Here is a 13,529-nt window from a genome sequence, read left to right on the forward strand (position 1 = left end):
CCAAAAACCCATAAGGCTGCAGCCCTTTTATTGAAATGGCTTTGTTCATATACCCACCTATTCCCGCGCTAGCGCTTCGATCGGCGCCAACTGCGCGGCCCGGCGTGCGGGCAGGAAACCGAAAACAATGCCGATACCGCTGGCGCAGGCCACCGCGGTCATGATCGAGGTGCCGGTCAGCAGCATCTGGAAATCCTTGAAGAGTGCATTCACCGTCATGCCGAGCAGCGCCGACAGGCCGATGCCAATCGCCGCGCCCAGCAGGCACACCAGTACGGCCTCGATCAGGAACTGGCTGCGGATGTCCGATTGCCGTGCGCCCACCGCCATGCGGATACCGATTTCGTGGGTGCGCTCGGTCACCGACACCAGCATGATGTTCATCACACCGATACCGCCGACCACCAGCGAAATCACGCCGATCATCAGCAGAAAGAGCTTGATGCTGCTGGCCGTGCTCTCGAAGGACTTCATCATGTCCTCCATCGTGCGCGTGTAGAAATCCTTTTTCCCGTGCAGCAGCGCCAGTTTTTGCTGCAAGGCCGCTTCGGCGGCTTTCACCGGCAGGCCGGCCGCCACCTGCACGGTGAGGCTGCTGAAATGCTGCTGACCGAACAGCCGGCTGCCTGCCGTGCTGTAGGGCAGCCAGACCTCCAGGCGGTCGCTGTCGCCAAAGCCGCCGGACTTGGTTTCCGCCACGCCGATCACCTGCACGGGCATATTGCCCAGCAGGATGATCTCGCCCACGCCACGGCCCGCACCGAACAGGCGCTCGCGCAACGTTTCGCCGATCACGGCCACCTGCGCCTGCCGGCGCACATCATCGTCACTGAATGCCACACCGTCTTTCATGGCCTGGTTGCGCACCGCAAAATACGCCGGTGCCACGCCCATAACAGTCGCGTTCGCATCATTGCTGGCGTAGCGCACGCGCAGGCCCGTCATCGACACCGGCGTCACGGCGGCCAGATAACTTTCCTGCGCCAGCTGCACCAGATCGCTTTCGCGCAGCGTCTTGATGCTGCCCGCCTTGTCGTCACCCGGATAGGCGCCGGGGTAAACGCTGATGTTGTTGGTGCCAAGCCCGGCGAAATTGTCGAGCACCTTGCGCTCCATCCCCTCGCCCAGTGCCATGATCGACACCACCGAAGCGATGCCGATGATGATGCCCAGCATGGTCAGCAGGCTGCGCATGCGATTCGCCAGCAGCGCGCGCAAGGCCATCGCGAATGCCTCCTGCCAGCGGCCGAACATCGCCTGCGGCGTGCTGTCCGGCAGACGCGGTGGCGGCGCATCCTCAGCCAGACGGACAGGATCGGCGGCCGGATTGGGCGCATCAGCAATGATGCGGCCGTCGCGGATTTCGATGATGCGGTCGGCCTGTGCTGCGACCTTGCTGTCGTGCGTCACCAGAATGACGGTGTGGCCGTGCTCGTGCAGCTCGCGCAGGATCTGCAGCACATCGGCACCGCTTTTCGAATCGAGCGCGCCGGTCGGCTCGTCGGCCAGAATGACCTCGCCGCCATTCATCAGCGCGCGCGCAATCGATACACGCTGCTGCTGCCCGCCCGAGAGCTGGCGCGGCTTGTGTTCGAGCCGGTCGCCAAGGCCCAGCCGGCGCAGCAATTCGGCTGCGCGCTGCTGGCGGCTGGCCACCGGCATGCCCGCGTAGATCGCCGGCATGGCGACGTTTTCCGTGGCCGAGAGCGCGCCCAGCAGGTGATAGCGCTGGAAAATGAAGCCGAAATGATCGCGCCGCAAGCGGGCCAGCTCGTCGGCTTCCAGCTCGCCCACTTCGCGACCGTTGAAACGGTAGGAACCCGAGCTGGCGCTGTCGAGCCCGCCCAGAATGTTCATCAGCGTCGACTTGCCCGAGCCGGACTGCCCGATGATCGCCACCATCTCGCCACGATTAATGGTCAGATTGATGTCGTCGAGGATGCGGATATCCTGATCGCCAGCCGGAAAGCTGCGGCAGACATGGCTCAGCGCGATCACCGGCTGGGCAGCAGTGGCTTCATTCATCAGCGTGGCCCCGGTGGCGGCCCGCCCCTGACATTGCCGGTGTTGTCGGCCGCCGCCGCATTGCCAACCACGACGCGCTCGCCTTCTTTCAGGCCGGATTTCACTTCGGCATTCACATTGCCGCGCACGCCGACCTCAACTTGCCGCTGCGCGAGCTTGCCGGCGGCATCCAGCACCGTGACCGTGGTTTTGCCTTCCTTGCCGGCCAGTGCGCCGACCGGAACCGTGAGCACCTTGCGGGCGGCATCCAGCACGAAAGTCACCTGCGCCGTCATCTGCGGACGCAACAGGCCCTGTTCGTTGGGCACCTGGAAGAGCGCATTGTAGAAGATGGCATTATTGATCGTCTGCGGCAGCGGCTCGATGCCGGCGACCTTGGCCTCGAAGCGCTTGTCCGGTGCACCGAGCACGCTGAAATAGAGCGGCGTGCCGTTCTTCAGGCGGATGACGTCGGCTTCGGCCACCTGGGCCTTGATGTTCATCTTGTCCAGCACGGCCAGCGTCAGGATGGTGGGCGCGGTCTGGATCGCATTCACCGTCTGCCCTTCCTTCGCGGCAATCGACACCACCACGCCATCCATCGGCGCCACGATGCGCGTATAGCCGAGATTGGCCTGCGCGGTCGCGCGCTTGAGTTCGGCCTGGTGCAATTGCGTGGCCAGCTGTTTCAGCTCGGCCTCGCGCATTTTCAGCGCGGTCTGTGCGCTGTCGAGCTCTTTCTTCGGTGTCGCATCGCCCGCCATCATGGTCTGCTGGCGCGCCAGCTCCTGCCGGGCTTCGTCAACGGCCAGCTGCTTGATGGTCTGCTGGATTTTCAGGCTTTCGATATTGGCTACCGCATCATCCAGCGCATTCTGCGAAACTTCGGGGTCGATTTCCGCCAGCAGGTCGCCCTTTTTCACGCGATCACCCAGCTGCACGACCAGGCGCTTGATCTGACCGGACGCCTGCGCACCCACTTCCACCGTTTTCGCGGCTTCCACCACGCCGGTGGCCAGCACGGTGACTTCTACATCGCCGCGCCCAACTGCCGCCGTGATCACCTGGCTGGCTGGATCCGGCGGCTGGCGCCCCCAGAACAGGTAGCACGCAACCAGCACGCCCGCCAGCAGCAGCCAGCGCCAGCGGCCCAGCCATCGCCAGCCGCTGGCCAGTTTCCTGAGTAAAACCATGAGTAGCCTCGCACAGCGGGCCAGCGCCGGGGCCCGCATGAATAAGTAAGTGGGCAAATATAACGCAAGAAAATGGGAGCCTGCGCTCCCTTTTGCCCTGTCTGGCCAGACTTTACCCGCATTTACACGCACATCGCCGTGTCATAGTTACAAACAGCGTGTGAGCTTGCTCGCAAGACACTCAGAAAAACTGCGGCCCCCAGCGCCACAGACTGTAAACCGCAAAGCTCAGCAGCATGGCCAGCAGGGTACGCCGGGTGGCGCAGGCAATCAGCAAGGCCGCCAGCATGCCGGCCAGCCAGGGATTGCGCCAGCTGAAATCCAGCGTGCCGGAAGGAGCCAGCGCCATCGGCACGATCAGCGCCGTCAGCACCGCGACGGGCACAAAGCGCAGGGCGCGACGAAACAGCGGCGGCAGCCGCAGGCGCTCGCCGGGCAGCACAAAGGAAGCACGCAGCAGAAAGGTGATCGCACCCATGGCAAGGATGGTCAGCCACAGGCTCATGGCTTTGCCTCCACCACACGCGCCGTAGTCGAGTTTTCAGCCAGCAGGCCGGCAACAATGCCGGCCAGCGCGGCCAGAATCAGGTCGAGCTTGTAGGGCATGCCACGCAGCAGCAGCGCCGCCGCGCCCGCCGCCAGCGCGGCAGCCAGCATCGCGCGGTCGTGCAGCTGAGTACCGACGATGGCGGCAAAGGTCGCCACCATGGCGAATTCCAGCCCCCACTGCGAGAGATCGGGAATCTGCTGGCCGAGCACGATGCCGGCCAGAGTAGCCAAGAGCCACGTGCCGTACATCGCCAGGCCATTGCCCAGCAGATACCAGCGCATGGCCTCGCTGCCGCCCTCGTGCTGCAGGCGCACGCTGAATACGGCGAACAGCTCGTCAGTCAGCATGAAACTCAGCAGCCAGCGCCAGCGGCGCGGCCAGTGCGCGACACCGGGCTGCACCGTCGCGGAATACAGCACATGGCGCAGATTGATGACGAGAGTGGTCGCCAGCAGCACCGGAATGCTCGTTCCCGCCGCCAGCAGGCTGAGCGCGATGAACTGCGCCGAGCCGGCAAACACCAGCGCCGACATGCCCATGCCCTGCCAGGGCGTCAACCCGCTGCTGATCGCCAGCGTGCCGAAAATCAGGCCGAAAGGCAGCACGCCAAGCATCAGCGGCAGCATGGCCAGCACGCCCGCCCGCAGGGAAGCCGCTTCAGTCACAGTGTTTTCTCCGGTAACCATGAAGTGCCACTGTAACCGGACAGGATGCCGCTGTCTTGAACGCGATTGCGCTCCTTCAAATCGCTTCAGCCGGCAAAACCGCGCTGATAGCGCGCCGGCGTGACGCCAAAAGCCCCCTTGAAGGCACGGGTGAAATGCGGCTGATCAGCAAAGCCCAGCTGCACGGCCACCTCACCAGGTGCCAGCCCCCGGCGCAGCAGCTGGCGGCTGCGCATGACGCGCAGCTGTTTGCGCCACTGCAATGGTGCCAGGCCATACTGCTCGCGAAACAGACGGCAGAATTGCCAGCGGGACAGGCCGCAGTCGTCCGCCAGCAACTGCAGCGTGATTTCGTCATCCAGCGCATCCGCCAGGCGATCGCGGGCACGCGCCAGGCTGGTGTGCAGCAGCGGAGCAGCTGCCCTGCCCTGCATGTGGCGCTGCGCCAGTTCGGCAAAGGTCTCCAGTAGCCCGGTTTCGCGCTGCAAGGGGCAATCACTGCCAGCCAGCACAAGGAAAAGACCAAGGAGCCGGCGAGCCATGCCGGCATCCTCCACCGTGCTGCCGGCAAAGCGAGGCAGCGAGGCAGCACCAATTTCATCGGCCAGCGTCCGCACAAAGACGGGGCTGAGATGATAGGACACGTAATGCCACTGCTGCGCGCCGCCATAGCAGGCATGCACGTCTTCAGGGTTGATGGTGGTAAGCCAGCCCGGCCCGCTGACATGGCGGCTGCCGCGATGGTCGAAATGCTGCTCGCCGGTGGTGTTTACCCCGATCACCCATTCTTCGTGGAAGTGGGCGGCCAGCGGCTCGCGACCGGTACCGGCCTGCAGGCATTCAAGCCCGCCCAGTTCAGGCACGGCCAGAATGGCAGGCTGGTCGGCAAGCGTGTACAGCGGCAGAAATTCGGGCATGACGGCTCCTTGCGCAAGGCGCGCCCCACCAGTGTGCCGCAGGCGCGCCCCTCTGTATTGAACGCGCTTGCAGCCAGGCGACGCTTACTGCAGCGCGCTGCCGCCGGCCTGGACACCCTGCCCGGCAAAAAGCTGCGCCACATCCACCTTGTCGAAGTGATAATGCTTGCCGCAGAAATCGCACACGATCTCCACCTGCCCGCGCTCGGCCAGCACGCTGTCGATTTCCTCGCGGCCAACCATTTCCATCATGCTGCCCACACGCTCGCGCGAACAGGTGCACTTGAATACCGGCGTGGCCGGGTCGAACATGCGCACCGGCTCCTGATGGAACAGGCGATGCAGCAAATCGCGCGGCGGCAGGGTCAGCAATTCTTCACTGGTGGTGGTTTCCGCCAGTTTCTGCACGCGCGGCCAGGCATCCTCGTCTTCCGCACCGCTGCCGCCTTCGAGCGGCATGCGCTGCAGCATCAGCCCGCTGGCAATCTTGCCATCACAGGCCAGCCACAGGCGGGTATCGATCTGCGCCGAGCGCTGCATGTAATGCTCGATGATCGTCGCCACCGATTCGCCCTTCTCGAAACCGACGATGCCCTGATACGGCTCGCCCTGATCGGGGTCGATGGTGATCACGAAACGCCCGCCCTGACCCAGCAGCTCGGCCAGCGACACATCGGGAATCTCGCCTTCCCAGCGTGCGGTGGCGCGCAGCGTCTTCTGGCTGGTGATTTCAACCACCGCCATTTTCAGCTGGCCCTTGCCGTGCAGCTGCAGAATCATCGTGCCGTCGAACTTCAGCGTCGCCTCCAGCAGCTGGCCGGCGGCCAGCAGTTCGCCGAGCAGCCGCGCCAGCACTGGCGGGTACGGGTGACGAGCCAGTACTTCGGCATAGCTGTCACGCAGCACCACGGACTCGCCACGCACGGCGGCATGGTCAAACAGGAAACGCTCCAGAATATCGTGCATTGCTACTCCATACTGCATGGCCTATTGCCACACATTCATTGATTTCAAAAGGCCGCAGCTCAATACCCGGCAATCAGATCGCACTGATGACGTGGCAGCTCATCGGCAGGCTCGAATTGATGTCGAATTCACAGCCAGCGTTCACACCAATCCGCGCAATCGCCTCGGCATCCAGCTCCGGATTGCTGTAGACCGCGCTCATCGCACCGATGGCAAAGTCGGAACCGGAGCCGATCGCCCAGAAGCGCTGGTATTCATACACCTCGCGCATGCTGAACACGGCAAAGATGCCGTGCGGGCTGGCCAGCAGCACCGTCATCTGGCTGGATTCGTAGGGGTCATCCTCATCCTCGTCGGGCTTGAGGAAAAACTGGTCTTTAAGCTTGGGGTGCAGCTTGCGGAATGTTTCGAAGATGGCGGGCCGGCTCGAAAAATCAAGCTTCTTGGCTTTTGACAACAGCGATTTCAGCACCAGATCGTGCGCGGCGCTGCCGGAAATCGCAAAAAACGCACCATGCGCGGCAAAGATCTTGTCCCAGCGGGCATCATCCACGGCGGAAAGCCGCGTATCGCCGAAGGTGGACTGGCTGTCGCCGGCAATCGCAATCTGCCCGGCTTTTTTCACGATAACAATGGTGGTCAAGGCAACTCCCCGCGTCCTGGCCACGCCCCCGGCGCCGGCCTGACTGCATTTTATCCGCTTCCGGCACGGCAAGTCGCACAAACACCAATCCGCCGCGCCGAGCATGGCTTGACGAGCCAGCTCGGCAAGGGCGATTCAAAAGTGTGCAATCAGTCGAGCGAGACTGGAATGCAAGACCCCTATGCCTGTAGCCCGCCGAACGACCAGAAGGGATCGGGGACGCGGATGGCCGGATTTGCCTGCTGCAGGGCGGCAAAGAGCTTGCGATGGCTGAAGGCGAAATTCGGGCTGAGCGCCACCTGCTGCCCGTCCTTCAGCACGATGCGGATGGCCGACTGCCCCTTGCGGCGGTTGCCATAGCTGATCTCGGCGATGTCCTGCGGATGCACCGCAAAGCACCATGCGCTGAACTGCGGATGATGCGAGGAAAACGCCGTGTGGGAAAGGCTGATCGTGAACGCGGCCGGGCACGCCAGCAGCCACAGCAGCACGCCCAGCATGGCCAGCTCGCAGGCAATCAGCATTGGCTGCAGCACCGCCGCGAACTTCCGGTACACCGCCGCATCATCGATCAGCAGCAGCAATAGCCACAGCACCAGTGGCAGGAAGAGCATGTTGAACGCCAGCACAGCCGCCTGCTGGCGGCGGGTGCGTTCATAGTAAAACAGCAGCTCGTCCGTCATGGCCACCCCGCTCGATCATCACAGCTGCGTTTATGCACTGGCGGGCGCTGGCTGGCAAGGGCGGCGCGCGGCCGCCTGCCGCATCAGGCGCCGGTTTTCACCAGCTGCATCACCGTGCCGTAATCCAGCGTGCGCGCCTGCTGCTGGATTTGCGGCAGGTACTGGCTCTGCAATTGCTTGGCCGGCCCCAGCAGCTGATTGAAGGTGTCGCTGAGCACCGCGGTTTCCATCTTGCGCCCGCCCGCGTAATAACGCTTGGCCAGCTGGCCCAGCGCATAGGTGGTGGCAAAGGAGAACGCGATGCCGGTCGCCGCACCGCCGATCATCCCGGCCGTCTTGCCGGCGTATTTGCCGAGGAAGCCGCCCAGCAGCTTGCGGCCGAACTGCTCGACGTACTGCGAGGTCAGCCCGACACCGGCAGCGGCCAGAAATTCGCGGATGTGGCCCTGATCCAGCTCGACGCCGTAGGCTTTGCCAACGCTGTGCACCAGCTTCAGCTGCAGCGGCACGATCGCCATCGTCGCCCACGATTGCGGCAACAGCTCCAGCGCTCCGCACACAATCGCAAAGCGCAGTACCGCGGCATCGAGCGCGCGCTCGGCCTCCAGCGGCAGGGTCAGCAGCGCGGTCTGCTGCGCAGCCGGTGCAGGGGGCACGGCGACCGGCGGTGCGGCTGTTACCGCCGGGGCATCATAGCCAAACCAGGCATTGGCTTCGCTTTCGATGGACGCAGCCGCCACATCCAGCCCGAGCGCCGTTTTCAGCCCGGCCAGAAAGGCTGTCTCGGCCGCCGTCTGCCGGCCATCGGCATCAACCACGCACACGGCCATTTCATAGGCCAGCTGGCGTGCGCCCTCGTCCTGCAGCGCAGCCACCGCATCGGCCTGCGTATAGCGCTTGAGCAGCACGTCCTGATACAGCCGCGGCAGATCGACGCCCTGCCCGCCCAGCGACGCCGCAATGCCCTTGATCGCATCGCGCTCGCGGCTGTCCTTGTCGCCATCGCAGAAGGCGGCAAGCAGGGTAATCGCCAGAATGGCCTGCTGTTCGGAATGGGTCATCGCATGGTCTCCGGTCAAAATGGAATCCGACCCGCCGCAGGCGGCAGTGGTTCCAGCGCAAAGGCCGATGTGGCCGCGCAATTTGTTCACAGCCACATACATATCAACCCATACCTTCAAAATCCATTTCCTTGTTGGGCTGCATACCTATACCCACAGACATGGCAATGTCTGCTTATCCTGCACGTGGCGCCACGGATGACGCGCCGCGCCTCACGGTCCCACCAGGACGAACACATTGCCATCCGGCGCCTCCATGACCGCCACATGCCCGGATTCCGTGGCAAAGGGCGTTCTGATCCATTTCACCGCCGGATTGCCGCTGAGTGTAGCGCAGGCCTCTTGCACGTCATCGACCAGGATTTCGATTTCGGTAAAGCGGTTGTCCGGATGATTGCTGAGCACCAGCTCCGAGCCTGCCCCCTGCGGAAACTGCAATCCCAGCAAACGCCAGGTCAATCCGTTGTCGAGCGGACGCTGGATTTCCCAGTGCTTGCGCAAGCCCATCGAGGCATAAAACGTCAGGGACTGGTCGATATCATTGGTGTGAATGCACACGCATTCGAGCTTTTTAAACAAGGGGCAAGGCTCCGTGACACTGATTTGCAAACCTGGCCAGTGCAGCGCAATGACAGCAATACCCACCATGTGATACGCCCATAGGCCAATACTTCTAAAGCATACCGGCATATACCCCGCATTGCTTAACCAGAATTGCGTTCTCCCCACACGCGGCACCATAGACTGCCGCACCTGCTTGTATTCGCAGGCCGCCCGCAGGCCAGATACACCATCCAGCCAGCGCCTCGCCACACCACATGCAAGCAGATCGAAAGCAGAAGCACCAATGCATTGTCAGAAAACGCTCAGCGCGGCATCATCTACGCCCTGTTCAATTACCACTACCCTGCCAACGCCATGAACCGTCTCCTCGCCGCCCTGCTGCTCAGTGCCGCCGCCACTGCCCACGCCGCTCCCAAAGTCGACCTCGACCGCTATGTGCGCCTGCTGGAATGCCGCCCGACCACCGCCGACATGAAAATCGATGCCGACAGCGGCTTGCCCGCGCTGGGCGACAATCACCCGCTGGTGAAAAGCCATCAGGCCATGCGCTCTGCCATCAGGCTGCCCAAACCCATCACCGCCAACGGCATGACCAGTGACCTGATCTACGCCGGCGGTGGCGCGGTGCAGATGCTGATCCCCAGCAAGGCCCCCGCCGCCGACATCATGGCCAAGGCCCGCGAGTTCAAAATGTCGACCGAGAATTTCAGCAAGGAATACCCGGTGTACAGCTTCACCCTGCCTCGCCCGAGCAAGGAGCGGGACGTGAACGGCCGCCCCTTGAGCGAGATGCGGCTGAGTGTCAGCCAGGGCTGGGATGGCGTAGAGCAGGACAAGTACTACCTGCTCGGTTGCGAATTCTGATCGCGCCAGCCTGCGGTCGCCGCCTGCGCAAACACCGCGCGGGCAATAGTGTCTGAATTTTAAGCGCCTGCGGCGCGGTGTTTGCATGCCGGGGGGGCCCGGCTGCACGTCAGGGGGCTTGTCTTGCCAAGCCCCCCCCGCCCCCCCCAAGGCGCGCCCTTTGCTCTGCATCGCGCGGCGCTAGGCGGCAAAGCCGCCAAGCTCTGCGGTGACGCCGCCCTTCGGGTGCCCTGCGATGTGCCCCGCAGGAAATCCCCTTGGGGGACTCGCAACGCTCAGCGGCTGCGATGGCATCGCGTCCTAAGCGGCATCGCCGCATACCCATGCAGCGATAAGCCCACAACCTAATAATCTGAAGGGCTGTAGCAGCATACCCATCACCGTAGGTTGGGTTGAGCGCAGCGAAACCCAACAATCCAGCGAGTAGGTACGAATAGCGCAGCGTATTCGTACGCATGGGTTTATGCGCCTGCGGCGCAGTGTTTGCATGCCGGGGGTGCCCGGCTGCACGTCAGGGGGCTTGTCTTGGCAACCCCCCTGACAACCCCAAACCGCGCCCGCTTCACCGCCCTTCGGGTGCCCTGCGATGCTCGCAAACCACAGCGCGGGTTCGAAACTCGCCCTGCGGGCTCAAACATCTCACCCGCGAAACCCTGTGGCTTGCTGCGCTTCTCGGCGGCTGCGAGGGCATCACGTTCTAAACGCAATGCGGCATACCCATGCATCGATAATTCCACAGACTATGAATTTAAAGGGATGCAGCGATATACCCATCACTGTAGGTTAGGTTGAGCGCAGCGAAGCCCAACAATTCAGCGGCAATCACGTTGGGCTTCATTGCATTCAGCCCAACCTACGAATCACCACCGCCGCCGATTAGCACGCCCCGCCCTGAAGCCGCCGAGAAGCGCAGTGGTGATCAGGGTTTCGGCTGGCGACTGTTTGAGGCCGCAGGCCGAGTTTGAGCCAGCCGCTGAGCGCCACGAGCATCGCAGGGCAGCCGCCGCAGGCGGCCGGCGGACCGGGCTCGCCTTTTCTTTGGTTCGTTTCTTTTGGCGAAGCAAAAGAAATGAACCCGTCCGCCGGGCGGAACCGGCATGAAAACACCGTGCCGCAGGCACAGAAAAAACAAAACCGCCGTAGATAATCCGGCGGTTCAATTCAAGCGGCGCAATACCTGCGGCGATTGCGCCCTACCGTGCTTAGGTTGCCACATCAAAATGGAATCTCATCATCTTCAGAAGCCTCAAGCTCAGAAGACGATAAAATCCAGTCATCGCTCCACTTGGTGGCGCTCCCAGGGATTAAAGCTCCATTTTCATCAAAAATCTTATCACTCACTTTAATAAGATGAACCATCCTCTCTTCTTTTATTCCATCTCTAGTTCTGCGACGACGCAAGCTGATTTTCCTGAAGTGAGAATAATCATCACCAAACGATTCCAAATCAAGATATTCAAAACGAAAATCATTAAACAAATCAATCAACTCTTTTCTACTAGAGAAGAAACACTTAAAAGACAAACCCAAGGCCATACCAACAGCACGGAAAACCGGGTGGCTAGACGTTAAAATTTCATTGACAACATCTTTATTTTCATTCGATTTATTTTCAACCATAAATTCTATCATTTTGTTTACAGTTGAAATCCCATCCTTCAATTCAGCTGATAACTTAACCTGCTCCAAAGAATGGTATTGCCTTAACAGCCTCTGAAACAACCCGCTCATTTGCTCGCGAAGTAAATTACCTATATCTTGGGATGTCTCAAATGAAAATATCGGATTTCCACGCGGAAGAGAATGAATCTCCTCCAAAAATTCGAATATTTTTCTATTATTAACGGACGTATACCTAACAGAATCATTATCTTTATTCGCTTTAAAAAACTGAAACTCTTGATTTACTGGCTTATCTATAAAAATATAGATCTGTTTTCCTTCCTCTTGAGCAGTTTTTAGCTCACGCTGGGTAATGGAATAACCACCATCTGCAGATGAGCTCCCAAATACCCCTCCGATAATACAAACAAGAACATCACAGTTACTAATTTCACGATAACAGTCAACTTCAGGAGAGGCATCTGATCCAAAGGGAATATGCCCAACTTCAAACCTCACAGGTTCGTGCCCCAATTCACGAACCTGTCGATCTAAATCAGCACGTATTGACTTGAGATCATAGTATGTCGAACTAATAAAAATTTTTAGTCTAGCCATATTTACCCCGGCAAGAAAAAGCCGCCATAAGGCGGCTTAAATATTAATCCCAGCTCAACGCCCCGCCAGTCTGATACTCGGTGACGCGAGTCTCGAAGAAGTTCTTTTCCTTCTTCAGATCAATCATCTCGCTCATCCACGGGAAGGGGTTGGTCGCACCCGGGAACAACTCGTTCAGACCAATCTGCTGCAGACGGCGGTTGGCGATGAAGCGCAGGTATTCCTTGAACTGGCTGGCGTTCAGGCCCAGCACGCCGCGCGGCATGGTGTCTTCCGCGTAGGCGTATTCCAGCTCGACGGCGCGGTTGAAGAGGCCGTACAGCTCGTTCTTGAAGTCTTCCGTCCACAGCTGCGGGTTTTCCATCTTGATCGTGTTGATCAGGTCGATGCCGAAATTGCAGTGCATGGATTCGTCGCGCAGGATGTACTGGTACTGCTCGGCGGCGCCGGTCATCTTGTTTTGCCGCCCCAGCGCCAGGATCTGCACGAAGCCCACATAGAAGAACAGGCCTTCCATGATGCAGGCGAACACGATGATCGAGCGCAGCAGCTGTTGATCCGTTTCCAGCGTGCCGGTCTTGAATTCCGGGTTGCACAGGATGTCGATGAAGGGAATGAGGAATTCATCCTTGTCGCGGATGGACTTGATTTCGTTGTAGGCGTTGAACACTTCGCCTTCGTCGAGGCCCAGCGATTCGACGATGTACTGGTAGGCGTGCGTGTGAATCGCTTCGTCAAACGCCTGGCGCAGCAGGAACTGGCGGCATTCCGGGCTGGTGATCTGGCGGTAGGTGCCGAGCACGATGTTATTGGCGGCGAGGCTGTCGGCGGTGGTGAAGAAGCCGAGGTTGCGCTTCACGATGCGCATTTCGTCTTCGGTGAGCGCGCCCATCTTCCACTGCTCGATGTCGCGCTGCATGTTCACTTCCTGCGGCATCCAGTGGTTGGCGCACTGCGCGAGGTATTTTTCCCACGCCCACTTGTGCTTGAACGGCACGAGCTGGTTCACGTCGGTGGTGCCGTTGATCACTTTCTTGTCGACCGCGTTGACACGCTTGGCTTCGGCGGCGGCCGGGGCTGGGGCTGCGACGGCAGCGGCAGAGAACGGCGCAGTGGCGGGGGCTTGCGGGGCGGCCGGGCGGGCCGGGGTGATCACGTCATCATCAAAGCTCAGCGACATGGTTTTATCCTTATGGTGT

Annotated in this window: 14 protein-coding genes; 2 read left to right on the forward strand and 12 right to left on the reverse strand. The window is 60.9% G+C overall.

Annotated elements, in window-relative coordinates:
• Positions 1 to 57: 57 nt before the first annotated feature.
• From H559_RS0106005 to H559_RS0106050, 10 genes are all read right to left on the reverse strand, one after another.
• Positions 58 to 2,025, reverse strand: coding sequence for a MacB family efflux pump subunit (locus tag H559_RS0106005; protein ID WP_028451953.1), 1,968 nt, complete (start codon positions 2,023 to 2,025; stop codon positions 58 to 60).
• Positions 2,025 to 3,197, reverse strand: a complete 1,173-nt coding sequence (locus tag H559_RS19175) for an efflux RND transporter periplasmic adaptor subunit (RefSeq protein ID WP_051278984.1) — start codon at positions 3,195 to 3,197, stop codon at positions 2,025 to 2,027. The genes H559_RS0106005 and H559_RS19175 overlap by 1 nt, the downstream gene beginning before the upstream one ends.
• A 181-nt stretch (positions 3,198 to 3,378) precedes the next feature.
• The gene (locus H559_RS0106015; protein ID WP_028451954.1) at positions 3,379 to 3,702 is read right to left on the reverse strand and encodes an AzlD domain-containing protein; all 324 of its coding nucleotides are present in this window, start codon (positions 3,700 to 3,702) and stop codon (positions 3,379 to 3,381) included.
• Positions 3,699 to 4,412, reverse strand: coding sequence for an AzlC family ABC transporter permease (locus H559_RS0106020; protein WP_245579339.1), 714 nt, complete (start codon positions 4,410 to 4,412; stop codon positions 3,699 to 3,701). The genes H559_RS0106015 and H559_RS0106020 overlap by 4 nt, the downstream gene beginning before the upstream one ends.
• Before the next feature lie 86 nt (positions 4,413 to 4,498).
• Positions 4,499 to 5,329 carry an AraC family transcriptional regulator gene (locus H559_RS0106025; RefSeq protein ID WP_051278986.1) on the reverse strand — a complete coding sequence of 277 codons (831 nt, stop codon included), beginning with the start codon at positions 5,327 to 5,329 and terminating at the stop codon, positions 4,499 to 4,501.
• A gap of 84 nt (positions 5,330 to 5,413) precedes the next feature.
• Complete coding sequence (hslO, locus tag H559_RS0106030) at positions 5,414 to 6,295, reverse strand: Hsp33 family molecular chaperone HslO (protein WP_028451957.1); 882 nt, start codon at positions 6,293 to 6,295, stop codon at positions 5,414 to 5,416.
• Between the two features lie 73 nt (positions 6,296 to 6,368).
• Positions 6,369 to 6,938 carry an MFS transporter gene (locus H559_RS0106035; protein ID WP_028451958.1) on the reverse strand — a complete coding sequence of 190 codons (570 nt, stop codon included), beginning with the start codon at positions 6,936 to 6,938 and terminating at the stop codon, positions 6,369 to 6,371.
• A 179-nt stretch (positions 6,939 to 7,117) separates the two neighbouring features.
• The gene (locus H559_RS0106040; RefSeq protein WP_034639967.1) at positions 7,118 to 7,621 is read right to left on the reverse strand and encodes a hypothetical protein; all 504 of its coding nucleotides are present in this window, start codon (positions 7,619 to 7,621) and stop codon (positions 7,118 to 7,120) included.
• A gap of 83 nt (positions 7,622 to 7,704) precedes the next feature.
• The gene (locus H559_RS0106045) at positions 7,705 to 8,682 is read right to left on the reverse strand and encodes a YcjF family protein (RefSeq protein ID WP_028451960.1); all 978 of its coding nucleotides are present in this window, start codon (positions 8,680 to 8,682) and stop codon (positions 7,705 to 7,707) included.
• Between the two features lie 213 nt (positions 8,683 to 8,895).
• A complete protein-coding gene (locus H559_RS0106050) occupies positions 8,896 to 9,261 on the reverse strand; it encodes a VOC family protein (RefSeq protein ID WP_028451961.1) in 366 nt (121 codons plus the stop codon).
• A gap of 273 nt (positions 9,262 to 9,534) precedes the next feature.
• On the opposite strand from H559_RS0106050, the gene H559_RS0106055 reads away from it, so the two are divergent.
• Positions 9,535 to 10,110 (forward strand): hypothetical protein, encoded by a 576-nt coding sequence (locus H559_RS0106055; RefSeq protein WP_028451962.1) that lies wholly within the window; start codon positions 9,535 to 9,537, stop codon positions 10,108 to 10,110.
• A 961-nt stretch (positions 10,111 to 11,071) separates the two neighbouring features.
• A complete protein-coding gene (locus H559_RS19180) occupies positions 11,072 to 11,257 on the forward strand; it encodes a hypothetical protein (protein WP_034639969.1) in 186 nt (61 codons plus the stop codon).
• Positions 11,258 to 11,325: 68 nt separating this feature from the next.
• On the opposite strand, the gene H559_RS22150 is transcribed toward H559_RS19180, so the two are convergent.
• Together H559_RS22150 and H559_RS0106065 are read right to left on the reverse strand one after the other, a co-directional pair.
• Entirely contained in the window at positions 11,326 to 12,330 is a 1,005-nt protein-coding gene (locus tag H559_RS22150; RefSeq protein WP_081412900.1) for a DUF4062 domain-containing protein, read from the reverse strand.
• Between the two features lie 43 nt (positions 12,331 to 12,373).
• Positions 12,374 to 13,510 (reverse strand): ribonucleotide-diphosphate reductase subunit beta, encoded by a 1,137-nt coding sequence (locus H559_RS0106065; RefSeq protein WP_028451963.1) that lies wholly within the window; start codon positions 13,508 to 13,510, stop codon positions 12,374 to 12,376.
• Positions 13,511 to 13,529 lie beyond the last annotated feature (19 nt).

This window comes from Chitinilyticum aquatile DSM 21506, from assembly GCF_000430805.1.
In the GTDB taxonomy this organism is placed as follows: domain Bacteria; phylum Pseudomonadota; class Gammaproteobacteria; order Burkholderiales; family Chitinibacteraceae; genus Chitinilyticum; species Chitinilyticum aquatile.

Coding starts and splice junctions, on each gene's coding strand:
- hslO (WP_028451957.1), bottom strand. CDS start 6,295: ATGCACGATATTCTGGAGCGTTTCCTGTTTGACCATGCCGCCGTGCGT.
- H559_RS0106045 (WP_028451960.1), bottom strand. CDS start 8,682: ATGACCCATTCCGAACAGCAGGCCATTCTGGCGATTACCCTGCTTGCC.
- H559_RS22150 (WP_081412900.1), bottom strand. CDS start 12,330: ATGGCTAGACTAAAAATTTTTATTAGTTCGACATACTATGATCTCAAG.
- H559_RS0106065 (WP_028451963.1), bottom strand. CDS start 13,510: ATGTCGCTGAGCTTTGATGATGACGTGATCACCCCGGCCCGCCCGGCC.
- H559_RS0106005 (WP_028451953.1), bottom strand. CDS start 2,025: ATGAATGAAGCCACTGCTGCCCAGCCGGTGATCGCGCTGAGCCATGTC.
- H559_RS19175 (WP_051278984.1), bottom strand. CDS start 3,197: ATGGTTTTACTCAGGAAACTGGCCAGCGGCTGGCGATGGCTGGGCCGC.
- H559_RS0106040 (WP_034639967.1), bottom strand. CDS start 7,621: ATGACGGACGAGCTGCTGTTTTACTATGAACGCACCCGCCGCCAGCAG.
- H559_RS0106015 (WP_028451954.1), bottom strand. CDS start 3,702: ATGAGCCTGTGGCTGACCATCCTTGCCATGGGTGCGATCACCTTTCTG.
- H559_RS0106025 (WP_051278986.1), bottom strand. CDS start 5,329: ATGCCCGAATTTCTGCCGCTGTACACGCTTGCCGACCAGCCTGCCATT.